The organism is Variovorax ginsengisoli, assembly GCF_030811835.1.
Taxonomy (GTDB): domain Bacteria; phylum Pseudomonadota; class Gammaproteobacteria; order Burkholderiales; family Burkholderiaceae_C; genus Variovorax; species Variovorax ginsengisoli_C.
This window is the reverse complement of record NZ_JAUSRO010000012.1, coordinates 122710-145568: the sequence shown is the minus strand read 5'-3', so window position 1 is coordinate 145568 and position 22859 is coordinate 122710. Positions and strand designations below refer to the sequence as shown.

The following is a 22859-nucleotide window of genomic DNA, read 5'->3' as shown; positions in this document are numbered from 1 at the left end:
GCCCCGGGCGCGGGCGCATCCTACACTCGGCGCATGCTCGTACTGGGAATCGAATCATCTTGCGACGAAACCGGCGTTGCGCTGGTGGAAACCGCCGCCACCGGACTGCCGCGCCTGGCCGCGCATGCACTGCACAGCCAGATCGCCATGCACCAGGCGTACGGCGGCGTCGTGCCTGAACTTGCCAGCCGCGACCACATCCGGCGCGTGCTGCCTTTGGCCCAGGCCGTGTTCGACGAAGCCGGCAAGCGGCTGGCCGACGTCGACGTCGTGGCGTATACGCGCGGTCCCGGCCTGGCCGGCGCTCTGCTGGTGGGGGCCGGTGTGGCCTGTGCGCTCGGCGCGGCGCTGGGCAAGCCGGTGCTCGGCGTGCACCATCTTGAAGGCCACCTGCTGTCGCCTTTTCTCAGCGCCGACGCACCCGAATTCCCTTTTGTCGCGTTGCTGGTGTCGGGCGGCCATACGCAGCTCATGCGCGTCGATGGCGTGGGGCGCTACGAGATCCTCGGAGAGACCATCGACGACGCGGCCGGTGAAGCCTTCGACAAGTCCGCCAAGCTCATGGGCCTGCCGTACCCTGGCGGCCCTTGGCTGGCCCAGTTGGCCGAGCAGGGCGACCCGACGGCCTTCAAGCTGCCACGTCCGCTGCTGCACAGCGGTGACCTGGACTTTTCATTCGCCGGTCTCAAGACCGCGGTGCTCACCCAGGCCCGCAAGCTGGGCGACGACCTGCAGGCGCGCAAGGCCGACCTGGCAGCGTCAACCCAGGCGGCGATCATCGAAGTGCTGCTCAAGAAGAGCCTTGCGGCGCTCGAGCGGACCGGGCTCCAACGCCTGGTGGTGGCCGGCGGCGTGGGTGCCAATCGTGTGCTGCGTACGCAGTTGAACGCGGCGTGTGCTCGGCGCAAGGTGCGCGTGCATTACCCGGAGCTGCACCTGTGTACCGACAACGGCGCCATGATCGCCATGGCGGCGGCGATGCGCCTTCAGGCGGGCATGCAGCAGCCGACCGAGGTCTACGCCTTCGACGTCAAGCCACGCTGGCCACTGGACATGCTCGACACGCTGGGCGCCGTGGCGGCCTGAACGTCGTAGACGCGCGGGCGTTGACGCGCGCCTTCAGTTCGCCGGCTCCGCCAGCGGCGTTCCGTCGCGCTCGAATTGCATGCCGGGGCGGTAGGGGAGCGACTCCTGCTGCAGTCGCTGGAACTCGCGCGCATAGGTGTCGGCCATGGCTGGCCAGCGCCGAAAGAGGTTGAAGTTGTCCGCGTTCTGCTGCGCGCCAGCCCGCGTGAAGTTCATCGAGCCCAAGCCGACCGTGTCGGCATCGACCACCACGAACTTGTGATGCATCAGTGGATATCGGGCGTTGATCCACAGCGGGATTTTCTGGTTGTGGAAGTAGGTGGCGCTGGAATACTTGAGCGTGGCCTGGGAGCGATCGAGCACCACCCGCACGTCGATCTTGCGCCGGTGGGCCTGGTCAATGGCCTTGGCGATCACCGTCGAGGTGAAGTAATAGCCGGCGACCCAGACGCGCTGTCGCGCCGCACCGATGACATCGGCGATCGCCTGATCGGCGCGCCCATCGGGCGAGAAAAAGACCTCCGCCGTGGCGCGCGCGCTGGCCGGTGGCAGCGCAACGGCCTGGCCTGCGGCCGCCTGGCCCACGTGGGTTCCCAGGCCAAGGGAGAGCCCGGCGAGCCACAGGACCCGGGCGCGGCAGTCGAACGCGAGGTGGGGGCGAGCGGAAGAAGCAGGGTCCTGCTTCGCAGAGCGCAGTGCGGCTGAAATCAAACGGGTCCTCCTGATTTTTTAAGTGTGCGGGCCAGGCCGCCGCCGCCGATTGTCGTCGGGCAAACGACCGGGCTGCGGGAGCACGCCGCGTGTCAGGCTGCGACCGGCAGCGCATGCTGGCCTGCCAGCAAAGGCAGCGGCAGCACGTCGAGCATGCGGCGCCATAGTTTGGACCACTGCGGCCAGTCGTGGCCGCCTTCGGTGGTGAACACGCGTTCTTCAGGCAGGGCCTCTGCCAGCAGCCGGTGATTCGATGCAAAACGGTCGCTCAGGCCATAGCCCAGATACAGCGGCGGCAGCGCTGCGGATCGCGGCGCGTCCGCATACTGCTGCAGCCAAGGCCACAGCTTGCGGTCGACCTCGTCGTCGGGCGGCGGTCCTTCGGGTGCCTTCCATGTGCGCAGGCCACCGGCCTTGGTGATCTCGGCGCCCACCGGCCGGCGGCCCAGGTAGGGCGCGAGCGCGACGATGCCGGCGACGAGTCCTGGGCGCTTGAGCTCATGGGTGAGGGCGCCGAAGCCGCCGATCGAGATGCCGACCAGCCAGATCGACCGGTAACCGCCGCGTTGCGCCGGTGCCAGCACGTCGGTATGCAGTCGCTCGATGAAGGTCTGGTCGTAGTAGTACGACACATTCGCGTCGACCAGCATCACGTCGGCGGCTAGTTCGCGCTCGCGCACGGCGCGCACGAAGCCTTCGCGCTCGAACTCTTCAGGCTTCAGAAAAGCGCCGGGAAGAAAGACCAGGAGGGTGTCCGCGCGTTGGGTCGCGCAGGCCATTTGAAGATGCGTATCCATCGGATTCCCCAGATGTCCGAAACCCGCTGCACGAGGGGGCCCAGCGAATCCGCGGACTGACAGAACAGAAACTGGCAACTTCTGAAAATAATGCTTTTTGACGTGTGTCCGTGGGATTTACTCCGGTTTTGAATAAAAAAAGAGCCTGAGGCATATGCCGCAGGCTCTTTTTCAGGAGACTGGGCTCCTGGATTCGTCAGTTGATCGTCAACGGCGAGACGTTGCTGACCGGTGCGAGCTTGGCGAGCTTCATGGTCAGAACACCATGCTCGAGCTTGGCCTCGCTGGCGCTCGCATCGATCGGTTGCGGCAGTTCATAGGCGGCCTTCACCTGGCGCTTGGCCTCTGGCTTGCTTTCGATGCGCACGACAGCGCCTTCGATGCCAATGGACAGATCGTCACGCGACAGGCCGGGCACGTCGAGCGACAGCGTCCACGCTGCCTCGTCCTGTGCGACGTGGACGGGGCGCTGGGTGCTGGCGAGCAATGCATCGTTGACGAAGCGCTCGAAGCCGCGGTCGTGGGCGCGAGGCGCAAAGCGGGCGGTGCGGACGGTGGGTGCGAAGAACATGAGGAAACTCCGGGATTGAACACAATGGGGACAAGAAAGGTGTGTCCCTTACACTGCGCGGCCTTTCAACATGAGTGCCGCTTGCCACCCCATCTAGGCATGGCGACACGCGTTTCAAGACAATGACGCAGAGCTTTATTTGGCGCCGCAAGGCCTTGAAAATCGGCGCTTCGGCGCTAGCGACGCTGGCGCTTCCGCCGGTGTTGGCACAGTCCGCGGCCCCGGTGCGGCTGGCGCTGATCGAGAGCATGAGCGGTCCTTTTGCCAACACGGGCGAGGCCGTGTTCCGGAACCTGCTCTGGGCCGTGGAGCGGGTCAATGCGCGCGGCGGCGTCAAGCTGCCCGGCGGTGCCCGGATGCTCCAGCTCGACCGTTACGACAGCAAGGGCCAGAACGAAGAAGCGCTGTCGGCATTGCGCGCGGCCATGGACGACGGCGCGCGCATCGTGCTGCAAGGAAATTCCTCTGCCACGGCGGCGGCGCTGCTCGATGCCATCGACAAGAACAACGAGCGCGATCCGGCGCGACGCGTGCTCTTCCTGAACTACGCGGCCGTGGACCCGGCATTGACCAACGAGCGTTGCAGCTTCTGGCACTTCCGGTTCGATGCACATGCCGACATGCGCGTGACGGCACTGATGGATGTGGTGCGCAACGACGCCGCGCTGCAGCGCGTCTACCTCATCGGGCAGGATTACAGCTTCGGCCAGTCGGTGCTGCGCGAGTCGCGCCGCCAGCTCGCGGCACTGCGCCCCGACGTGAAGATCGTGGGCGACGAACTGCATCCCATGGGGCGCGTGAAGGACTTCTCGCCCTATGCCAGCAAGCTCATGGCCAGTGGCGCGCAGGCGGTGATCACGGGCAACTGGGGCAACGACCTCACGTTGCTCGTGAAGGCGGCGCGCGAGGCGGGCTTCAACGGCACTTTCTACACCTTCTACGGGAATGCGCTGGGAGCGCCTGCGGCCATTGGCGAGGCGGGCATCGGCCGCGTGATCGCCGTGGCCGACTGGCTGCCGAACGTGCAAACGCCCCAGTCGGCAGCGTTCTACAAGGACTTCCGCACGCGCTTTCCCAAGCCTGCCGACGACTACGTGCACATGCGGATGCAACTGCTGATCGAGGCGCTGGCGCAGTCGATCGAGCGCGCGCGCAGCGTGGACGCCGTGGCGGTGGCGCGTGCGATGGAGCACGCTGACGTCAGCCTTGCGGGCCAGCGTGGACGCATGCGGGCAGCCGACCATCAGTTCCAGCAGCAACTGGTCGTGGGCGTGATGGACCGTCAAGGCACGCCGGGCGTGCAGTTCGACGTCGAAGGCTCGGGCTACGGCTTTCGTGTGCTCAGAACCATCGCAGCCGAACGCGCGGAAATGCCGACGACCTGCAAGATGCAGCGCCCCTGATCGCGCGAGAATCCACCTATGCGTCAAGCCATTCACAACCTCGAAGCCTCCAAGATCCGCGAAGTCGCCAATGCCGGCCTGGGCCGTGCCGACGTGCTCGCCTTCTGGTTCGGCGAAAGTGACGAAGTCACGCCCGAAGTCATCCGCCAGGCGGCCATCGATTCGCTGCAGCGGGGGGAAACCTTCTATGCCCACAACCTGGGCCTGCCCGCGCTGCGGGAGGCGGTGGCGCGCTACACCAGCCGCCTGCATCCGGCGGTCGACGCGTCGCGCATCGCCATCACCTCGGGCGGCGTCAATGCACTGATGCTGGCGGTGCAGGCCCTGGTGGAGGCGGGAGACGACGTCGTGGCCATCACCCCGGTCTGGCCCAACCTGACGGCGCAACCCGCGATCATGGGCGCGCGGGTGCGCACCGTGGCGCTGCAGCCGGTCGAGGGCGAATGGACGCTGGACATGGCCGCGCTGCGCGCCGCCGTGACCACCGGCACCCGGCTGCTCATCGTCAATGCGCCCAACAACCCCACCGGCTGGACGCTCACGCGCGACGAGCAGCAGCAGATCCTTGACCATTGCCGCGACACCGGCACCTGGATCCTGGCCGATGAGGTGTACGAGCGGCTGTATTACGAACCCACGGCCAACCGGTGCGCGCCGAGCTTTCTCGACGTGGCCAGCGCCGACGACCGCCTGGTCGTCGCCCACAGCTTCTCCAAGAGCTTCCTGATGACGGGCTGGCGGCTGGGCTGGCTGGTGTTGCCGCCCGCGCTGATGGACGGCATGGGCAAGCTCATCGAGTTCAACACCTCCTGCGCGAGCGTCTTCACGCAGCGCGCAGCCATTGCTGCACTCGAGCACACCGAGGACATCACGCCTCGCGTGGTCGCTCACCTCAAGGCCTGCCGCGACACGCTGCTCCCGCTGCTGGCGCAGGTGCCTGGCGTCAAGGTCGCTCCCGCTCAGGGCGGCATGTACGCGTTCTTCCAGATCGACGGCCACACCGATTCCCTGGCCACTGCCAAGCGTCTGGTCGTCGAGGCCGGCCTGGGTCTGGCCCCCGGCGAAGCCTTCGCGCCCGAAGCCCAGGGTTGGTTGCGCTGGTGCTTTGCCTCCAAGGATCCCCAGCGCCTCGTCGAAGGTGTCAGTCGCCTGAAAATCTGGCTCGCCGCCAACCCCCAAGCGAAGCCATAAGGCGAGCCGCATGCCGCCGCGAAGCCGGCGGCCCTGCGTGGAACGCCGCGGAACCGGCCCCGCCGGACCGCCGGTGTTGCCCCCGGCAGGGGGTAGGCGACGCTACACGAAGTGCGCGCAGCCTGGGGGCGAGCTATAATCCGCGGTTCATGCCGAAAGGCGCACGGTGCATGCAGTTCCAGCGCACACCGCAAGTCAAACTATTTGGAACGAAGGAAATCATCATGATCGCAGCCTCCATCAAGGCCGAAGTCGTCAAGGACAACGCACGCGCAGCCAACGACACGGGCAGTCCCGAAGTGCAAGTCGCACTGCTGACCGCCCGCATCAACGAACTCACGCCTCACTTCAAGACGCACGCCAAGGACCATCATGGTCGTCGCGGCCTGCTGCGCATGGTGAGCCGTCGTCGCAAGCTCCTGGACTACCTCAAGGCCAAGGATGCCGACCGTTACACCGCGCTGATCGCCAAGCTGGGTCTGCGCAAGTAAATTGAATCGCAGATAAAAACGCCTGGGTTAGTCCGCTAGCTCAGGCGTTTTTTACTTCGCGAACAAGTTTTCGGAGTGCCGCACGGAGCGAAGCTGTGTCATTCCATCGGAGTTCGGGTTGAGCTTCGCTGGAATGGCATCGTGTTCTGAAACGTGCTCCGACACCCGCGGGTGCCGCCAGTCTGGCGCTGCCCGCTCTTACATCAGGAGCTAAAACATGAGCCTCTTCAACAAAGTCACCAAGTCGTTCCAGTGGGGCGACAAGACCGTCGTCCTGGAAACCGGTGAAATCGCGCGCCAGTCCGGCGGCGCCGTGATCGTGGACATCGAGGGCACCGTGGTGCTCGCCACCGTGGTGGCATCCAAGTCGGCCAAGCCCGGCCAGGACTTCTTCCCGCTGACCGTCGACTACATCGAGAAGACCTACGCTGCGGGCAAGATCCCCGGTAGCTTCTTCAAGCGCGAAGCCAAGCCCAGCGAACACGAAACCCTGACCAGCCGCCTGATCGATCGCCCGATCCGCCCGCTGTTCCCCGAAGGCTTCCTGAACGAAGTGCACGTGGTCATCCACACGCTGTCGCTCAACCCTGAAGTCGATGCCGACATCGCCGCCATGATCGGCGTGTCTGCCGCGCTGTCGGTCTCTGGCATCCCGTTCAGTGGCCCGATCGGTGCTGCCCGCGTGGGTTACATCAACGGCCAGTACGTGCTGAACCCGGGCCAGACCGCCCGCAAGGATTCGCAGATGGACCTGGTCGTCGCCGGCACCGAAGCTGCCGTGCTGATGGTCGAGTCCGAAGCCCAGCAACTGAGCGAAGAAATCATGCTCGGCGGCGTGGTGTTCGGTCATGAGCAGGCCAACGTCGCCATCAACGCGATCCACGAACTCGTGCGCGACGCCGGCAAGCCGGTGTGGGACTGGCAGCCGGCCGCCAAGGACGAGGCTTTCATCGCCAAGGTCAAGGGCCTGGCTGAAGAAAAGTTGCGTGCGGTCTACCAGATCCGCAGCAAGCAAGCCCGTACGCAAGCCCTGCGCGAAGCCAATGCCAGCGTGATGGAAGCGCTCAAGGCGAGCGGCGAGCCCTTCGAGGCCGGCAAGGTCAACGACCTGCTGTTCGAGATCGAAGCCAAGATCGTCCGCAGCCAGATCCTCGAAGGCGAGCCGCGCATCGACGGCCGCGACACGCGCACCGTGCGCCCGATCGAGATCCGCAATTCCGTGCTGCCGCGCACCCACGGTTCGGCGCTGTTCACCCGCGGCGAAACGCAGGCGCTCGTCATCACCACGCTTGGTACCGAACGCGACGCACAGCGCATCGACGCGCTGGCCGGCGAGTACGAAGACCGCTTCCTGTTCCACTACAACATGCCTCCCTTCGCCACCGGCGAAGTCGGCCGCATGGGCTCGACCAAGCGCCGTGAAATCGGCCACGGCCGCCTGGCCAAGCGCGCGCTCGTCGCCGTGCTGCCGTCGAAGGAGGAATTCCCGTACACGGTGCGCGTCGTCTCGGAAATCACCGAATCGAACGGCTCGTCGTCGATGGCTTCGGTCTGCGGCGGTTGCCTGTCGATGATGGACGCCGGCGTGCCGATGAAGGCCCACGTGGCGGGCATCGCCATGGGTCTGATCAAGGAAGGCAACCGCTTCGCGGTGCTGACCGACATCCTTGGCGACGAAGATCACCTGGGTGACATGGACTTCAAGGTGGCCGGCACGACCGCCGGTATCACCGCCCTGCAGATGGACATCAAGATCCAGGGCATCACCAAGGAAATCATGCAGGTCGCCCTGGCGCAAGCCAAGGAAGCGCGCATGCACATCCTGGGCAAGATGCAGGAGGCCATGGGCGAGGCCAAGACCGAAGTGTCGAACTTCGCGCCGCGTCTGTTCACGATGAAGATCAACCCCGAGAAGATCCGAGACGTGATCGGCAAGGGCGGTTCCGTGATCCGTGCGCTGACCGAAGAGACCGGCTGCCAGATCAACATCGACGAAGACGGCACGATCACCATCGCGTCGACCGACCCGGAAAAGGCCGAGGCGGCCAAGCAGCGCATCGCGCAGATCACCGCGGAAGTGGAAATCGGCAAGGTCTACGAAGGCCCGGTCACCAAGATCCTCGACTTCGGCGCACTGATCAACCTGCTGCCTGGCAAGGACGGTCTGCTGCACATCAGCCAGATCGCCCATGAGCGCGTCGAAAAGGTCACCGACTACCTGAGCGAAGGCCAGATCGTCAAGGTCAAGGTTCTGGAGACCGACGAAAAGGGTCGCGTCAAGCTGTCGATGAAGGCCCTGACCGAGCGTCCGGCCGGCATGGAGTTCCAGGAACGTGCGCCTCGCGAAGACCGCGGTGACCGTGGTGGCGAGCGCCGTGAGCGTTCGGACCGCGGCGACCGTCCACAGCGCAGCGAACGTGCACCGCGCTTCGACAACAACAACAACGGCGGCAACGAGCGAGGTGGCGAGCCGCAGCAGCAGTTCGACCAGCGCCCGGTCGAGTCGCAGCCGTCGCAGGATTCGGGTCGCGGCGACCCGCAGTCCTGAAGTGAAGGGCGCTTGCGCCCTTTGCGCCATCCCTCAGCCAAGTCCGCCCTTCGGGGCGGACATTTGTCGTCAGGAAGACCATGAAAGCCATTGAGATCACGTCGTACGGTGCCCCTGAGGTGCTACGCGTGGCAGAACGCCCCGAGCCGACACCCGGCGTGGGCGAGCTGCTGATCCGTGTCGCGGCCAGCGGCGTCAACCGGCCCGATGTGCTGCAGCGGGGCGGCCACTATCCGGTGCCGCCGGGTGCATCGGACCTGCCGGGCCTCGAAGTGGCCGGCGAGATCGTGGCGGGCGATGTCGAGGCGTTGGCCGAGGCGGGTTTCGCCATTGGGCATCACGTCTGCGCACTGGTTGCCGGTGGCGGTTATGCCGAGTTCTGCGTGGCCCCGGTCGCGCAGTGCCTGCCGGTGCCCAAGGGCTGGAGCGACGTCGATGCAGCCACGCTGCCGGAAACCTTCTTCACGGTTTGGAGCAATGTGTTCGAACGCGGCGGCCTGAAGAGGGGTGAAACCCTGCTCATCCAGGGCGGTTCGAGCGGCATCGGCGTCACGGCCATCCAGCTGGGCAAGGCGCTGGGCGCGACGGTGATCGTCACGGCGGGCAGCGACGACAAGTGCGCAGCCTGCGTCCAGCTCGGCGCCGACCATGCAATCAATTACCGCACGGCCGACTTCGTCGAAGAGGTCAAGAAGCTCACGCAAGGCAAGGGTGTCGACGTGGTGCTGGACATGGTGGCCGGCAGCTATGTGGCACGCGAGATCGACTGCCTGGCCGAAGACGGTCGGCTGGTGATCATCGCGGTGCAAGGTGGCGTCAAGAGCGAGATCAATGCCGGGCTGGTGCTGCGCCGCCGGCTCACGGTCACGGGCTCGACGCTGCGTCCGCGTTCGGTTGCGTTCAAGGGTGCGATCGCCAAGGCGCTGCGCGAGCAGGTCTGGCCGCTGCTCGAGAGCGGGGCGATCAAGCCGGTTGTCCACAGCACCTTTGCGGCGGTGGGCGAGCCCAGCGGCGCAGCGCAGGCCCATACCCTGATGGAATCCAATGCGCACATCGGCAAGATCGTGCTGACCTGGTGAATGGAACGTTGTTGAAAATGACCTCACGCAAATTGATCGCAGGCAACTGGAAGATGAATGGCGGCCTGGCTGCCAATGAAGCGCTCGTGCAGGCGCTGCTGCAAGGCATTGCGACGCCATCGTGCGACGTGGCCGTGTGCGTGCCCGCGCCGTACCTGGCACAGGTCCAGGCGCTGCTGTCGGGCTCGCCGATAGCGCTGGGTGCGCAGGACGTCTCGGCGCATCCGCAGGGTGCCTTCACTGGCGAACAGTCGGCAGCGATGCTCGGCGAGTTCGGCGTGCGCTATGCGATCGTCGGCCACTCCGAACGCCGCCAATACCACGGCGAAACCGATGAGACTGTGGCCGCGAAGGCGGCTGCGGCACTGGCAAAGGGCATCACGCCGATCGTCTGCGTGGGTGAAACGCTGGCAGAACGCGAAGCAGGGCGCACGGAAGAAGTGGTCAAGCGCCAACTCGCCGCGGTGATCCATGTCAATGGCCACTGCATCAGCGAGATCGTCGTAGCGTATGAGCCGGTGTGGGCCATTGGTACCGGCGTGACGGCGTCCCCTGAGCAGGCACAGGCGGTGCATGCCGTGTTGCGCGCGCAACTGCATCACGCCGCCAGCGAGCATGCTGCCGGCATCCAGATCCTGTACGGTGGCAGCATGAATGCCACCAACGCCGCAACGCTGCTGGCGCAAGCCGACATCGATGGCGGCCTGATCGGTGGCGCTTCGTTGAAAGCGCCCGATTTTCTGCAAATCATCGCTGCCGCGCGTTGAGCGCGAGCGGCAGTCCAATTAGGAGTAAGAACGAATGAATGTGGTCCTCAATATCCTCGTGGGCGTGCAAATGCTCACCGCCCTGACGATGATCGGGCTGATCCTCATCCAGCACGGCAAGGGCGCCGACATGGGTGCTGCTTTCGGTAGCGGCAGTGCGGGTAGCCTGTTCGGCGCGAGCGGCAGTGCCAACTTCCTGTCGCGAACCACGGCGGTGCTTGCCGCTGTGTTCTTCGTGTGCACATTGCTGCTGGCCTACTTCAGTCATGCCCGCCCCGCCGGCGGTGGCAGCTTGCTCGAGCGTGCAGCAGTGGGTGTGCCCGCTGCACCGGCTTCGGCGCCTGCGTCGCAGATTCCTTCGGGTGCGGCACCGACTGCCCCAGCAGCTTCAGCGCCTGCTGTGCCTGCCTCTGGCGCCTCGCAGATTCCAGGTAAATAAACCGTAAGTTTCGATGCGAGTGCAACAGGAAAGTGGTCGTATCGAGGGTATACTCTAAAGCTGCACCGGAAAGCCAAAACCCTCTGGGTTCCTCATGCCATCCGGGCAGCACAAAACCGCGGTCGTGGTGAAATTGGTAGACACGCTATCTTGAGGGGGTAGTGGCGAAAGCTGTGCGAGTTCGAGTCTCGCCGACCGCACCAAATCTCGTCGGCAGAGATCAACGCCGAAGTTGATCTCTGCTGGCGGCAAGCGGTGATTGAACCAGATGAACCTCGACTCTTACCTTCCCGTCCTTTTGTTTATTCTGGTCGGCATCGGTGTGGGGGTCGCACCACAGGTCATCGGTTTCATCCTCGGCCCCAATCGTCCTGATGCGGCCAAAAATTCCCCTTATGAGTGCGGCTTCGAGGCTTTTGAGAATGCCCGCATGCAGTTCGATGTCCGCTACTACCTGGTGGCCATCCTTTTCATTCTTTTCGACCTCGAGATCGCGTTCCTGTTTCCCTGGGCGGTGGCGCTCAAGGACGTCGGTGCCACCGGCTTCTGGGCGGTTGTGATCTTCCTGGCGATTCTGGTCGTGGGCTTTGCCTACGAGTGGAAAAAGGGTGCTCTTGACTGGGAATAGCCGTACGTCGGCAACAAGGTAAGCCATGGCTATTGAAGGCGTTTTTAAAGAAGGCTTCGTCACCACGTCCTACGACTCGGTGGTGAACTGGGCCAAGACCGGCTCGCTCTGGCCCATGACCTTCGGTCTGGCCTGTTGTGCGGTCGAGATGATGCATGCTGCTGCAGCGCGCTACGACATCGGGCGTTTCGGCGCCGAGGTGTTCCGTGCGAGCCCGCGGCAATCCGATCTGATGATCGTGGCGGGCACGCTTTGCAACAAGATGGCGCCTGCGTTGCGCAAGGTCTATGACCAGATGGCTGAGCCGCGCTGGGTGTTGTCGATGGGCTCGTGTGCCAATGGCGGTGGCTATTACCACTACAGTTATTCGGTGGTACGTGGCTGCGACCGCATCGTGCCGGTCGATGTTTACGTGCCGGGTTGCCCGCCCACGGCCGAAGCCTTGATCTACGGGATCATCCAGCTGCAACAGAAGGTGCGTCGCACCAATACCATCGCGCGTGCCTGAGTCGGACCATTCATGACATCTTTTGCGATTGATCCCGAAGTCCTGAAGGACACGCTTGCGCTTGCGCTGGGCGACAAGGTGAAGAGCCTGGTTGTGGCCCTGGGTGAGGTCACGCTGACCGTGACGGCGGCGAACTACCTCGAGGCCATGCAGGTGCTGCGCCATGCACCGGGCTGCAAGTTCGAGCAGCTGATCGACATCTGCGGTGTCGACTATTCGACCTACCGTGACCGCGAGTGGGATGGCCTGCGCTATTGTGTGGTGGCGCACCTGCTTTCGGTGAGCTTGAACCAGCGCGTGCGTGTGAAGGTGTTCTGTGCGGACGACGATTTCCCGATGCTGCCATCGGTGATGCAGATCTGGAATTCGGCCAATTGGTTCGAGCGCGAAGCCTTCGACCTGTTCGGCATCGTTTTCGAAGGTCATGAAGACCTGCGTCGCATCCTCACGGACTACGGTTTCATCGGCCACCCGTTCCGCAAGGACTTTCCGTTGTCCGGGCATGTCGAGATGCGTTACGACGAAGAACTCAAGCGGGTGGTCTACCAGCCCGTGACCATCGAGCCGCGTGAAGTCACGCCGCGCATCATCCGCGAAGAAAACTATGGAGGCCTGCACTGAAGGTCTCGCGACCTCTGGTGATCGAACATGGCTGAAATCAAGAACTACACGCTCAACTTCGGGCCGCAGCATCCTGCGGCGCATGGTGTGCTGCGCCTCGTGCTCGAACTCGACGGTGAAGTCGTCCAGCGCGCCGACCCGCATATCGGCCTGCTGCACCGCGCGACTGAAAAACTGGCCGAAGGCAAGACCTTCATCCAGTCGCTCCCGTACATGGATCGTCTCGACTATGTGTCGATGATGAGCAACGAGCACGCCTACTGCCTGGCGATCGAGAAGCTGCTGGGCCTCGAGGTGCCGATTCGTGCGCAATACATCCGCGTGATGTTTGCTGAAATCACGCGCCTCCTGAACCACCTGATGTGGCTCGGTTCGCACGGCAATGACTGCGGCAGTTCGACCATCCTGATCTACGCGTTCCGCGAACGTGAGGACCTGTTCGATCTGTACGAAGCCGTCTCCGGCGCGCGCATGCACGCGGCCTACTTCCGGCCGGGTGGCGTCTACCGCGACCTGCCGGACACGATGCCGCAGTACAAGGTGAGCAAGATCAAGAACGCCAAGGCCCTCGCTCGCATGAACGAGAACCGCCAGGGTTCGATGCTCGACTTCATCGACGACTTCACGAAGCGTTTCGTCAAGCACATGGAGGAGTACCACACCCTCCTGACCGACAACCGCATCTGGAAGCAGCGCACGGTGGGCATCGGTGTCATGGACGCCGATCGCGCGCTCAATCTCGGGTTGACCGGTCCGATGCTGCGTGGCTCGGGCGTGGCCTGGGACCTGCGCAAGACGCAGCCCTACGATGTGTACGACCGCATGGATTTCGACATCCCCGTGGGCAAGACCGGCGACTGCTACGACCGCTATCTGGTGCGCATGGAAGAAATGGCGCAGTCCAACCGCATCATCAAGCAATGCGTGGACTGGCTGCGCGTGAATCCTGGCCCGGTGATCACCGACAACCACAAGGTGGCGGCACCGGAGCGGGAGGCCATGAAGGCCAACATGGAAGAGCTGATCCACCACTTCAAGCTCTTTACCGAAGGTTTCCACGTGCCCGAAGGCGAAGCATATGCCGCCGTCGAGCACCCGAAGGGCGAGTTCGGCATCTACCTGGTGAGCGATGGCGCGAACAAGCCGTACCGCCTGAAGATCCGCGCGCCGGGCTTCGTGCATCTTTCCGCGCTCGACGAAATGGCGCGCGGCCACATGATCGCGGACACCGTTGCCGTGATCGGGACCCTGGACATCGTGTTCGGAGAAATCGACCGATGAGCAACGCTCACATTCCCGAAGGCAACGCGACGATTTCCGCCGCCACGATCGAGCGCTTCGCGCGCGAGGTTGCCAAGTACCCGGCCGATCAGGCGCAGTCCGCCGTGATGGCCTGCCTGGCCATCGTCCAGCAGGAGTTGGGCCACGTGAGCCTCGCCAGCGAGAAGGTCATCGCCGACTACCTGGGCATGGCGCCGATCGCTGTGCATGAAGTCACGACCTTCTACAACATGTACAACCAGCATCCGACGGGTCGGTTCAAGCTCAACGTCTGCACCAACCTGCCGTGCCAGTTGCGCGATGGTGTGACGGCGCTCGTGCATCTCGAGAAGAAGCTGGGCATCCGCATGGGTGAGACGACCGCCGACGGCCTGTTCACATTGCAGCAGAGCGAATGTCTGGGCGCATGCGCCGATTCGCCCGTCATGCTGGTCAACGACCGCACGATGTGCAGCTTCATGAGCAACGAAAAGCTCGACCAGTTGATCGACGGGCTGCGTGCCTCGTCGACCGAGGGAGCGAAATGATGTCGCCCGAACAAGTTCTGTCTCAGTTTCAGGCCACCGGCGTTCAAACCTGCTTTCATGGCCGGCACATCGGCGCGCAGATTTATGACGGTCTGGACGGCACCAACTGGCGCCTGGCCGACTATGAGTCGCGTGGCGGCTACCAGGCATTGCGCAAGATCCTGACCGAGGGCTTGACGCCCGACCAGGTGATCGCCGAGGTCAAGGCTTCCGGCCTGCGCGGCCGCGGCGGCGCAGGCTTTCCGACGGGCCTGAAGTGGAGCTTCATGCCCCGCCAGTTCCCGGGCCAGAAGTACCTTGTCTGCAACTCGGACGAAGGCGAGCCGGGTACATGCAAGGACCGCGACATCCTGCAGTTCAACCCGCACATCGTGATCGAGGGCATGGCCATCGCAGCGTATGCGATGGGCATCAGCGTGGGCTACAACTACATCCACGGCGAAATCTTCCAGAGCTACGACCGCTTCGAAGAGGCGCTGGAAGAAGCTCGTGCGGCCGGCTATCTGGGCGATGCCATCATGGGCAGCACCTATAACTTCCAGCTGCACGCAGCCCACGGCTTTGGCGCGTACATCTGTGGCGAAGAAACCGCGCTGCTCGAATCGCTCGAGGGCAAGAAGGGCCAGCCGCGCTTCAAGCCGCCGTTCCCGGCGAGCTTCGGCCTGTACGGCAAGCCGACGACCATCAACAACACCGAGACCTTCGCGGCGGTGCCCTGGATCATTCGCAATGGCGGTCCGGCCTACCTCGAGTGCGGCAAGCCGAACAATGGCGGCACCAAGATCTATTCGGTCAGCGGCGACGTCGAGTTGCCTGGCAACTACGAAGTGCCGATGGGGACGCCGTTCGCCAAGCTGCTCGAGCTCGCCGGTGGCGTGCGCAAGGGTCGCCAGCTCAAGGCCGTGATCCCGGGTGGATCATCGTCGCCGGTGCTGCCGGCCGACATCATGATGGCCTGCACCATGGACTACGACTCCATCTCCAAAGCCGGCTCCATGCTGGGCTCGGGCGCAGTCATCGTGATGGACGACAGCCGCTCGATGGTCGAGTCGCTCAAGCGCCTCTCGTATTTCTACATGCATGAATCCTGCGGCCAGTGCACGCCGTGCCGTGAAGGCACGGGTTGGCTGTGGCGCGTGGTCGACCGCATCCACAATGGGCAAGGCCGCCAGAACGACATGGACCTGCTCAATTCGGTGGCGGACAACATTCAGGGCCGCACGATCTGTGCACTCGGCGACGCTGCGGCGATGCCGGTGCGCGCGATGATCAAGCACTTCCGCCACGAGTTCGAGGCGCTGATTCCGGGCTACGTCCCCACCACGGCCGCCAAGGCCTGAGGGACTGGAAAAGACATATGGTTGAAATCGAACTCGACGGCAAGAAGGTCGACGTGACCGAAGGCAGCATGATCATGCATGCGGCCGACAAGGCGGGCACGTACATCCCGCACTTCTGCTATCACAAGAAGCTCAGCATTGCGGCGAACTGCCGCATGTGCCTGGTGGACGTCGAAAAGGCGCCCAAGCCGATGCCTGCCTGCGCCACCCCGGTGACGCAGGGCATGATCGTTCGGACCAAGAGCGAGAAGGCGATCAAGGCACAGCAGTCGGTCATGGAGTTTCTCCTGATCAACCATCCGCTGGATTGCCCGATCTGCGACCAGGGCGGCGAATGCCAGCTGCAGGATCTGGCCGTGGGCTACGGTGCAGGCTCCTCGCGCTACGAGGAAGAAAAGCGCGTTGTCTTCCACAAGGACGTAGGCCCGCTGATCAGCATGGAGGAAATGAGCCGTTGCATCCATTGCACCCGCTGCGTGCGATTCGGCCAGGAAGTCGCCGGCGTGATGGAACTGGGCATGATCCATCGCGGCGAGCATTCCGAAATCACGACCGTGCTCGGCGAAACCGTCGACTCGGAACTGTCGGGCAACATGATCGACATCTGCCCGGTCGGTGCGCTCACGAGCAAGCCGTTCCGCTACAGCGCCCGCACCTGGGAACTGTCGCGCCGCAAGTCGGTGAGCCCGCATGATTCGACTGGCGCCAATTTGATCGTCCAGGTCAAGAACAACAAGGTGATGCGCGTCGTCCCGCTCGAGAACGAAGACGTCAACGAATGCTGGATCGCCGACCGCGATCGCTTCTCCTACGAGGCCGTCAACAGCGACGAGCGCCTGACCCAGCCCATGCTCAAGCAGGGCGGTCAATGGCAAGCCGTGGACTGGCAGACTGCGCTCGAATACGTGGCCAACGGCCTGCGCCAGATCAAGACCGACCATGGCGCTGCGGCCATTGGTGCACTGGTGAGTCCGCACAGCACCGTCGAGGAACTGGCGCTGGCCACGGCCCTGGTGCGTGGTCTGGGCAGTGAAAACGTCGACTACCGTTTGCGCAATGCCGACTTCACGCCGTCCAGCGGCATCCGCTGGCTCGGTACCTCCATCGCCTCGCTCAGCCAGTTGCAGCGCGTGCTGGTGATCGGCTCCAACCTGCGCAAGGATCATCCCTTGTTTGCGCAGCGCATCCGCCAAGCGAGCCGCAAGGGCGCCGCGGTCAGCGTCATCGGGTCGACCCGTGAAATTGCCCATCGCGACGCATGGGCCATGACGCTTGCCGGTGTGCACACCGTCGCTGCCGGCGAATGGTTGCAGGCGCTGGCCGACGTGGCCACTGCCATTGGCGCTGAAACTGGCGTTGCCGCGCCGTCGAACGGTACCGCGACCGACGCCGCGAAGGCCATGGCGGCCTCGCTGCTCGGCGGCGAGCGCAAGGCGATCCTGCTGGGCAATGCCGCCGCGCATCACGCACAGGCATCGCAGCTGCTGGCCGTCGCGCAATGGATCGGTGCACAAACCGGCGCCAGCGTCGGTTACCTGACCGAAGCCGCCAACACGGTGGGCGCCCAATGGGTCAACGCACTGCCGGGAGCCGAAGGTTTGAATGCCGGTCAGATGCTGGCAGGTGGCCTCAAGGCCTTGCTGCTGCTCAACAACGAGCCCGAGTTCGACTCGGCCGCCGGTGCCCGTGCGCCGGCGGGTCTGGAGCATGCGCAGATGGTGGTGACCTTGAGCCCGTTCAAGACCAACCTCGCATTCAGCGATGTGCTGCTGCCGATCGCACCGTTCACTGAAACGCCAGGCACTTTCGTCAATGCGGAAGGTCGCCTGCAAAGCTTTCATGCGGTGGTCAAGCCACGCGCCGAAGCGCGTCCGGCCTGGAAGGTGCTGCGTGTGCTGGCCAACCTGCTGGGGCTGCAGGGCTTCGATTTCGAATCGTCGCAGGACGTGTTGGCTTATGTGCGCCAAGGTCGGGGTGCCGATGCGACGCACGTCGCTGCGGACCTGCTCGACAACGCGGCCCCCGCTGGCGTCGACCTGCATGCTGCGGCTCCGGCCGCCGCGGGCGAGCCTGTCGTGGCCTCGATTTATCAACTGGACGGCCTCGTACGCCGCGCCACGTCGCTGCAATTGACCGCCGATGCGCGCGGTGAGGGCAGGGCGTTGACGGGTACGCAGCCAGCACTCGACGAGGTGACGGCATGATCGATTCCATCTACGGCTTCGGCCGCGGGTTGATCGCCGCCAATTGGTGGGTGGCGGGCGGCTGGCCGGTCATCTGGAGCCTGATCAAGATCATCTGCGTGCTGCTCCCGTTGTTGGGCGCAGTGGCCTACGCCACGCTGTGGGAACGCAAACTGCTGGGCTTCATCCAGGTACGTCACGGCCCCAACCGTGTGGGCCCCTTTGGCTTGCTGCAGCCCATCGCCGATGCGCTGAAGCTTCTGACCAAGGAAATGATCAACCCAACGGCGGCGAGCACCGGCCTGTTCCGGTTGGGCCCTGTGATGGCGATCATGCCGGCGCTGGCTGCCTGGGTGGCCGTTCCGTTCGGACCCGAAGCCATTCTTGCCAATGTCAACGCAGGTCTGCTGCTGATCATGGCGATCACCTCGATCGAGGTGTATGGGGTGATCATCGCGGGCTGGGCCTCCAATTCGAAGTACGCGTTCCTGGGTGCCTTGCGGGCCTCGGCCCAGATGGTCAGCTACGAAATCGCCATGGGCTTCTGCCTGGTGATCGTGATCATGGTGACCGGCAGCCTGCACCTGGGCGACGTGGTCGCGTCGCAGGCCAAGGGCATGGGCGCCAACATGGGTCTGGGTTTCCTGTCGTGGAACTGGCTGCCGCTGTTGCCTATCTTCGTGGTGTACGTGATCTCTGGCGTGGCCGAAACCAATCGCCATCCCTTCGACGTGGTCGAAGGCGAAGCTGAAATCGTGGCTGGGCACATGGTCGAGTACTCGGGCATGGGTTTCGCGATCTTCTTCCTGGCCGAATACGCCAGCATGTGGCTCATATCGATCCTGGCTGCGCTGATGTTCCTGGGCGGCTGGCTGTCGCCGATCGGGTTCCTCGACTTCATTCCAGGTTGGATCTGGTTGGGCTTGAAGACCTTCCTGGTGCTCTCGCTCTTCATCTGGATTCGCGGTACCTTCCCGCGCTTCCGTTACGACCAGATCATGCGTCTGGGCTGGAAGATCTTCATTCCGGTCACCCTGGTGTGGCTGCTGGTGGTCGGGGGCTGGATGCAGACGCCCTGGAACATCTGGAAATAAGCGAGAAAATACGATGACGGCTGTTGCTGCCACCCCCTTTTCGGTCAAGGACTTCCTCAAGAGCTTCATGCTCACCGAGTTGTTCAAGGGCATGGTCCTGACCGGACGTTACGCTTTCCGGCGAAAGATCACCGTCCAGTTTCCGGAAGAGAAGACACCCCTGTCGCCGCGTTTTCGCGGCCTGCATGCGCTGCGTCGCTACGAGAACGGCGAAGAGCGTTGCATCGCGTGCAAGCTCTGCGAGGCCGTGTGCCCCGCCGTGGCGATCACGATCGAATCCGAAGTGCGTGACGACGGTTCGCGCCGCACCTCGCGCTACGACATCGACCTGACCAAGTGCATCTTCTGCGGTTTCTGCGAAGAAAGCTGCCCGGTCGATTCCATCGTGGAAACGCACATCCTCGAATACCACGGTGAAAAGCGGGGCGACCTGTATTTCACCAAGGAAATGCTCCTGGCCGTGGGCGACCGCTACGAGCCCGAGATCGCCGCCGCCAAGGCAGCGGACGCGAAATACCGTTAACGGCAGACGCCCGCAAAGAAAAATCCATGGACGTCAAGACCGGCTTCTTCTATCTGTTCTCGTTGGTGCTGCTGTTCGCAGCCTTCCGGGTGATCACCGCGCGCAATCCTGTGCATGCGGTTCTGTATCTCATGCTTGCGTTCTCGCAGGCTTCGGCCGTCTGGCTGCTGCTGCAGGCCGAGTTCCTGGCCATCGTGCTGGTGCTGGTGTACCTCGGTGCCGTGATGGTGCTGTTTCTCTTTGTCGTGATGATGCTGGACCTGAACATGGACAGCCTGCGACAGGGGTTCTGGAAACACTTTCCCCTGGCGGCTCTGGTTGGTGTGGTCATTGCGCTGGAGATGGCGTATGTGCTGATGGGTGGCTTCCGAGAGATGCCCGTGGCGAGCATGTCAGCGGCCGTCGCTCAGGTGTCCAACACCAAGGCGCTGGGCATCCTGCTCTACACCGAATACCTGTATCCCGTTCAGATCGCTGCCGTGATCCTGGTGGTGGCCATGATTGCCGCCATTGCCCTGACGCTGCGTGCGCGCAAGGACACCAAGTTCGTGGCGGTGAGCGACCAGATCCACGTGAAGGCCGGCGACCGCATGAAGCTGGTCAAGGTCGACGCGACCCAACCCGCTCCGCCGCCTGCACCGCCCGCCGCTTCCGAAGCCGCACCTGTCGCCCCTGGGGAGAAGAAGGCATGACACTGACCCTTCCACATTTTCTTTCGCTCGGCGCCATGCTGTTCGCGATGTCGGTGATCGGCATCTTCCTGAACCGCAAGAACCTCATCGTGCTGCTGATGTGCATCGAACTGATGCTGCTGGCGGTCAACATGAACTTTGTTGCGTTCTCCCATTACCTGGGTGACATGCACGGGCAGATCTTCGTGTTCTTCATCCTGACCGTGGCCGCGGCCGAGTCCGCCATCGGTCTTGCGCTGCTCGTGCTGCTGTTCCGCAACAAGTCGAGCATCAACGTCGACGAGCTGAATTCGCTCAAGGGATAAACAGAGTCCACCATGAGCGCAACGCTTTCTGCATCCACCCTGCTGGCGGTTCCGCTGGCCCCTCTGGTCGGCGCCGCCCTGGCAGGCGTCTTCGGCACACAGTTTGCCGGCAACCGCATCGGTCGCAAGGTCACGCATTCGCTGACCATCCTGGGCGTGCTGGTCGCCTTCATCATTTCCGCTTTCACGCTGCGCAGCGTGATCGTCGACGGTGCGCGTTTCAATGCGACGCTCTACGAATGGATGATCGTGGGTGGCCTGAAGATGGAGGTCGGCTTCCTGGTCGACGGCCTGACCGCCATGATGATGTGCGTGGTGACCTTCGTGTCGCTGATGGTGCACATCTACACCATCGGCTATATGGAAGAAGACGAGGGCTACAACCGCTTCTTCGCGTACATCTCGCTGTTCACCTTCTCGATGTTGATGCTCGTGATGAGCAACAACATGCTCCAGCTGTTTTTCGGCTGGGAGGCAGTGGGTCTGGTGTCGTACCTGTTGATCGGCTTCTGGTTCAACAAGCCGACGGCGGTGTTCGCGAACATGAAAGCCTTTTTGGTCAACCGCGTGGGTGACTTCGGCTTCATTCTCGGCATTGGCCTCATCGCAGCCTATGCCGGTACGCTGAATTACGGTGAAGCCTTTGCCAAGGCCGGCACGCTGGCGGCCATCACCTTCCCCGGCACCGAGTGGATGCTGGTCACGGTGATCTGTATCTGCCTGTTCATCGGCGCCATGGGCAAGAGCGCGCAGTTCCCGCTGCACGTCTGGCTGCCGGATTCGATGGAAGGTCCGACACCCATCTCGGCACTGATCCACGCGGCGACCATGGTGACGGCGGGCATCTTCATGGTGGCGCGCATGTCGCCGCTGTTCGAGTTGAGCGATACCGCATTGAGCTTCATTCTCGTGATCGGCGCCATCACGGCACTGTTCATGGGCTTCCTGGGCATCATCCAGAACGACATCAAACGCGTCATTGCCTACTCCACGCTCTCGCAGCTGGGCTACATGACTGTGGCGCTCGGTGCGTCGGCCTATTCCGTGGCGGTGTTCCACCTGATGACGCACGCGTTCTTCAAGGCGTTGCTGTTCCTCGGTGCTGGCTCGGTCATCATCGGCATGCACCACAATCAGGACATCCGGTGGATGGGCGGCGTGCGCAAGTACATGCCGATCACCTGGATCACCTTCGTGATCGGTTCGCTGGCGCTGATCGGCACGCCGCTGTTCTCCGGGTTTTACTCGAAGGACAGCATCATCGAAGCGGTGCACGAAAGTCACCTCTGGGGCGCCAACTTTGCGTACTTCGCTGTGCTCGCTGGCGTGTTCGTGACCGCGTTTTATTCGTTCCGCCTGTACTTCCTCGTCTTTCACGGCAAGGAACGCTACGACCAGAACCCGGATGCGCACCACGACGACGGGCACGGGCACGGCCATGACGATCATGGTCACGGGCACGACGCGCACAAGCCTCACGAGTCACCGCTGGTGGTCTGGCTGCCGCTGGTGCTGCTCGCGATTCCTTCGGTGGTCATCGGTTTCATCACCATCGATCCGATGCTCTATGGTGGGTTCTTCAAGGACGCGATCTTCATCAATGGCGACAAGCACCATGCAATGAAGGAGTTGGCCGAGACATTCCACGGCCCGGTGGCGATGGCCTTGCACGGTCTGAGCACGCCACCGTTCTGGCTGGCGTTGGCAGGGGTGGTGCTGTCCTACTACATGTACATGATCAACCCGGCGTTGCCGGCGGCGATCAAGCGCGCCTTTGCGCCGGTGTACACGCTGCTCGAAAACAAGTACTACCTCGACTGGATCAACGAGAACATCCTGGCCCGTGGCGCTCGCGCACTGGGCACGGCGTTCTGGAAGGGGGGCGACCAGGCGGTCATCGACGGCGCGATCGTCAATGGTTCCTGGAAGCTGGTGGCCCGCCTTGCCGGGGCAGTGCGCTGGCTGCAGACCGGCTTCATCTATCACTACGCGTTCGCGATGCTGCTGGGCATCTTCGTTCTCATGACGTACTTCGTCTGGTTCAACAAGTAAGCGCTCTCGCTGGAGAAAAAGA

Annotated in this window: 23 protein-coding genes and 1 tRNA gene; 21 read left to right on the top strand and 3 right to left on the bottom strand. The window is 63.4% G+C overall.

Annotation, left to right across the window (positions count from 1 at the left end; translation table 11 throughout):
• Window positions 1–33 precede the first annotated feature (33 nt).
• A complete protein-coding gene (gene tsaD / locus J2W36_RS18710) occupies window positions 34–1086 on the top strand; it encodes a tRNA (adenosine(37)-N6)-threonylcarbamoyltransferase complex transferase subunit TsaD (RefSeq protein ID WP_307691264.1) in 1053 nt (350 codons plus the stop codon).
• A 33-nt stretch (window positions 1087–1119) separates the two neighbouring features.
• Here tsaD and J2W36_RS18705 read toward each other — a convergent pair whose 3' ends face one another.
• From J2W36_RS18705 to J2W36_RS18695, 3 genes are all read right to left on the bottom strand, one after another.
• Complete coding sequence (locus tag J2W36_RS18705; RefSeq protein ID WP_307691263.1) at window positions 1120–1797, bottom strand: phospholipase D family nuclease; 678 nt, start codon at window positions 1795–1797, stop codon at window positions 1120–1122.
• Between the two features lie 92 nt (window positions 1798–1889).
• On the bottom strand, window positions 1890–2594 hold the full coding sequence (locus tag J2W36_RS18700; protein ID WP_307691262.1) for an alpha/beta hydrolase-fold protein: 705 nt from the start codon (window positions 2592–2594) through the stop codon (window positions 1890–1892).
• Window positions 2595–2790: 196 nt separating this feature from the next.
• Window positions 2791–3165 (bottom strand): Hsp20/alpha crystallin family protein, encoded by a 375-nt coding sequence (locus J2W36_RS18695; protein WP_307691261.1) that lies wholly within the window; start codon window positions 3163–3165, stop codon window positions 2791–2793.
• A gap of 122 nt (window positions 3166–3287) precedes the next feature.
• On the opposite strand from J2W36_RS18695, the gene J2W36_RS18690 reads away from it, so the two are divergent.
• The 20 genes from J2W36_RS18690 (at window position 3288) to nuoL (ending at window position 22837) form a co-directional block, all read left to right on the top strand.
• Window positions 3288–4568: a branched-chain amino acid ABC transporter substrate-binding protein gene (locus J2W36_RS18690; protein ID WP_307691260.1), complete on the top strand. Its 1281-nt coding sequence runs from the start codon at window positions 3288–3290 to the stop codon at window positions 4566–4568.
• 18 nt (window positions 4569–4586) lie between these two features.
• Entirely contained in the window at window positions 4587–5759 is a 1173-nt protein-coding gene (locus tag J2W36_RS18685) for a pyridoxal phosphate-dependent aminotransferase (RefSeq protein WP_307691259.1), read from the top strand.
• A gap of 224 nt (window positions 5760–5983) precedes the next feature.
• Entirely contained in the window at window positions 5984–6250 is a 267-nt protein-coding gene (gene rpsO, locus J2W36_RS18680) for a 30S ribosomal protein S15 (RefSeq protein WP_159853502.1), read from the top strand.
• Window positions 6251–6467: 217 nt separating this feature from the next.
• Complete coding sequence (pnp, locus tag J2W36_RS18675; protein WP_307691258.1) at window positions 6468–8798, top strand: polyribonucleotide nucleotidyltransferase; 2331 nt, start codon at window positions 6468–6470, stop codon at window positions 8796–8798.
• Between the two features lie 80 nt (window positions 8799–8878).
• Window positions 8879–9877: an NAD(P)H-quinone oxidoreductase gene (locus J2W36_RS18670; protein ID WP_307691257.1), complete on the top strand. Its 999-nt coding sequence runs from the start codon at window positions 8879–8881 to the stop codon at window positions 9875–9877.
• Window positions 9878–9894: 17 nt separating this feature from the next.
• Complete coding sequence (gene tpiA, locus J2W36_RS18665; protein ID WP_307691256.1) at window positions 9895–10644, top strand: triose-phosphate isomerase; 750 nt, start codon at window positions 9895–9897, stop codon at window positions 10642–10644.
• A gap of 34 nt (window positions 10645–10678) precedes the next feature.
• Window positions 10679–11083 carry a preprotein translocase subunit SecG gene (gene secG / locus J2W36_RS18660; RefSeq protein WP_307691255.1) on the top strand — a complete coding sequence of 135 codons (405 nt, stop codon included), beginning with the start codon at window positions 10679–10681 and terminating at the stop codon, window positions 11081–11083.
• 118 nt (window positions 11084–11201) lie between these two features.
• Window positions 11202–11286, top strand: a tRNA-Leu gene (locus J2W36_RS18655).
• A 65-nt stretch (window positions 11287–11351) separates the two neighbouring features.
• Window positions 11352–11711 (top strand): NADH-quinone oxidoreductase subunit A, encoded by a 360-nt coding sequence (locus J2W36_RS18650; protein WP_307691254.1) that lies wholly within the window; start codon window positions 11352–11354, stop codon window positions 11709–11711.
• 25 nt (window positions 11712–11736) lie between these two features.
• The gene (locus J2W36_RS18645; protein WP_140839331.1) at window positions 11737–12219 is read left to right on the top strand and encodes a NuoB/complex I 20 kDa subunit family protein; all 483 of its coding nucleotides are present in this window, start codon (window positions 11737–11739) and stop codon (window positions 12217–12219) included.
• Between the two features lie 12 nt (window positions 12220–12231).
• Entirely contained in the window at window positions 12232–12840 is a 609-nt protein-coding gene (locus J2W36_RS18640) for an NADH-quinone oxidoreductase subunit C (protein WP_307691253.1), read from the top strand.
• Between the two features lie 27 nt (window positions 12841–12867).
• Window positions 12868–14121, top strand: a complete 1254-nt coding sequence (locus J2W36_RS18635) for an NADH-quinone oxidoreductase subunit D (RefSeq protein WP_307691252.1) — start codon at window positions 12868–12870, stop codon at window positions 14119–14121.
• On the top strand, window positions 14118–14648 hold the full coding sequence (gene nuoE / locus J2W36_RS18630; protein WP_307691251.1) for an NADH-quinone oxidoreductase subunit NuoE: 531 nt from the start codon (window positions 14118–14120) through the stop codon (window positions 14646–14648). Before J2W36_RS18635 ends, nuoE begins: the two co-directional genes overlap by 4 nt.
• A complete protein-coding gene (gene nuoF / locus J2W36_RS18625; protein WP_370869350.1) occupies window positions 14648–15988 on the top strand; it encodes an NADH-quinone oxidoreductase subunit NuoF in 1341 nt (446 codons plus the stop codon). Before nuoE ends, nuoF begins: the two co-directional genes overlap by 1 nt.
• A 17-nt stretch (window positions 15989–16005) precedes the next feature.
• Window positions 16006–18192, top strand: a complete 2187-nt coding sequence (nuoG, locus tag J2W36_RS18620) for an NADH-quinone oxidoreductase subunit NuoG (RefSeq protein WP_307691249.1) — start codon at window positions 16006–16008, stop codon at window positions 18190–18192.
• Entirely contained in the window at window positions 18189–19265 is a 1077-nt protein-coding gene (nuoH, locus tag J2W36_RS18615) for an NADH-quinone oxidoreductase subunit NuoH (protein ID WP_307691248.1), read from the top strand. Before nuoG ends, nuoH begins: the two co-directional genes overlap by 4 nt.
• Before the next feature lie 13 nt (window positions 19266–19278).
• On the top strand, window positions 19279–19788 hold the full coding sequence (gene nuoI, locus J2W36_RS18610) for an NADH-quinone oxidoreductase subunit NuoI (RefSeq protein ID WP_307691247.1): 510 nt from the start codon (window positions 19279–19281) through the stop codon (window positions 19786–19788).
• A 26-nt stretch (window positions 19789–19814) separates the two neighbouring features.
• The gene (locus J2W36_RS18605) at window positions 19815–20480 is read left to right on the top strand and encodes an NADH-quinone oxidoreductase subunit J (protein ID WP_307691246.1); all 666 of its coding nucleotides are present in this window, start codon (window positions 19815–19817) and stop codon (window positions 20478–20480) included.
• Window positions 20477–20785, top strand: a complete 309-nt coding sequence (nuoK, locus tag J2W36_RS18600) for an NADH-quinone oxidoreductase subunit NuoK (protein ID WP_307691245.1) — start codon at window positions 20477–20479, stop codon at window positions 20783–20785. The genes J2W36_RS18605 and nuoK overlap by 4 nt, the downstream gene beginning before the upstream one ends.
• Before the next feature lie 12 nt (window positions 20786–20797).
• Window positions 20798–22837: an NADH-quinone oxidoreductase subunit L gene (nuoL, locus tag J2W36_RS18595; RefSeq protein ID WP_307691244.1), complete on the top strand. Its 2040-nt coding sequence runs from the start codon at window positions 20798–20800 to the stop codon at window positions 22835–22837.
• Window positions 22838–22859: the final 22 nt, after the last annotated feature.

Coding starts and splice junctions, on each gene's coding strand:
- tsaD (WP_307691264.1), top strand. CDS start 34: ATGCTCGTACTGGGAATCGAATCATCTTGCGACGAAACCGGCGTTGCG.
- J2W36_RS18700 (WP_307691262.1), bottom strand. CDS start 2,594: ATGGATACGCATCTTCAAATGGCCTGCGCGACCCAACGCGCGGACACC.
- J2W36_RS18695 (WP_307691261.1), bottom strand. CDS start 3,165: ATGTTCTTCGCACCCACCGTCCGCACCGCCCGCTTTGCGCCTCGCGCC.
- J2W36_RS18690 (WP_307691260.1), top strand. CDS start 3,288: ATGACGCAGAGCTTTATTTGGCGCCGCAAGGCCTTGAAAATCGGCGCT.
- J2W36_RS18685 (WP_307691259.1), top strand. CDS start 4,587: ATGCGTCAAGCCATTCACAACCTCGAAGCCTCCAAGATCCGCGAAGTC.
- rpsO (WP_159853502.1), top strand. CDS start 5,984: ATGATCGCAGCCTCCATCAAGGCCGAAGTCGTCAAGGACAACGCACGC.
- pnp (WP_307691258.1), top strand. CDS start 6,468: ATGAGCCTCTTCAACAAAGTCACCAAGTCGTTCCAGTGGGGCGACAAG.
- J2W36_RS18670 (WP_307691257.1), top strand. CDS start 8,879: ATGAAAGCCATTGAGATCACGTCGTACGGTGCCCCTGAGGTGCTACGC.
- tpiA (WP_307691256.1), top strand. CDS start 9,895: ATGACCTCACGCAAATTGATCGCAGGCAACTGGAAGATGAATGGCGGC.
- secG (WP_307691255.1), top strand. CDS start 10,679: ATGAATGTGGTCCTCAATATCCTCGTGGGCGTGCAAATGCTCACCGCC.
- J2W36_RS18650 (WP_307691254.1), top strand. CDS start 11,352: ATGAACCTCGACTCTTACCTTCCCGTCCTTTTGTTTATTCTGGTCGGC.
- J2W36_RS18645 (WP_140839331.1), top strand. CDS start 11,737: ATGGCTATTGAAGGCGTTTTTAAAGAAGGCTTCGTCACCACGTCCTAC.
- J2W36_RS18640 (WP_307691253.1), top strand. CDS start 12,232: ATGACATCTTTTGCGATTGATCCCGAAGTCCTGAAGGACACGCTTGCG.
- J2W36_RS18635 (WP_307691252.1), top strand. CDS start 12,868: ATGGCTGAAATCAAGAACTACACGCTCAACTTCGGGCCGCAGCATCCT.
- nuoE (WP_307691251.1), top strand. CDS start 14,118: ATGAGCAACGCTCACATTCCCGAAGGCAACGCGACGATTTCCGCCGCC.
- nuoF (WP_370869350.1), top strand. CDS start 14,648: ATGTCGCCCGAACAAGTTCTGTCTCAGTTTCAGGCCACCGGCGTTCAA.
- nuoG (WP_307691249.1), top strand. CDS start 16,006: ATGGTTGAAATCGAACTCGACGGCAAGAAGGTCGACGTGACCGAAGGC.
- nuoH (WP_307691248.1), top strand. CDS start 18,189: ATGATCGATTCCATCTACGGCTTCGGCCGCGGGTTGATCGCCGCCAAT.
- nuoI (WP_307691247.1), top strand. CDS start 19,279: ATGACGGCTGTTGCTGCCACCCCCTTTTCGGTCAAGGACTTCCTCAAG.
- J2W36_RS18605 (WP_307691246.1), top strand. CDS start 19,815: ATGGACGTCAAGACCGGCTTCTTCTATCTGTTCTCGTTGGTGCTGCTG.
- nuoK (WP_307691245.1), top strand. CDS start 20,477: ATGACACTGACCCTTCCACATTTTCTTTCGCTCGGCGCCATGCTGTTC.
- nuoL (WP_307691244.1), top strand. CDS start 20,798: ATGAGCGCAACGCTTTCTGCATCCACCCTGCTGGCGGTTCCGCTGGCC.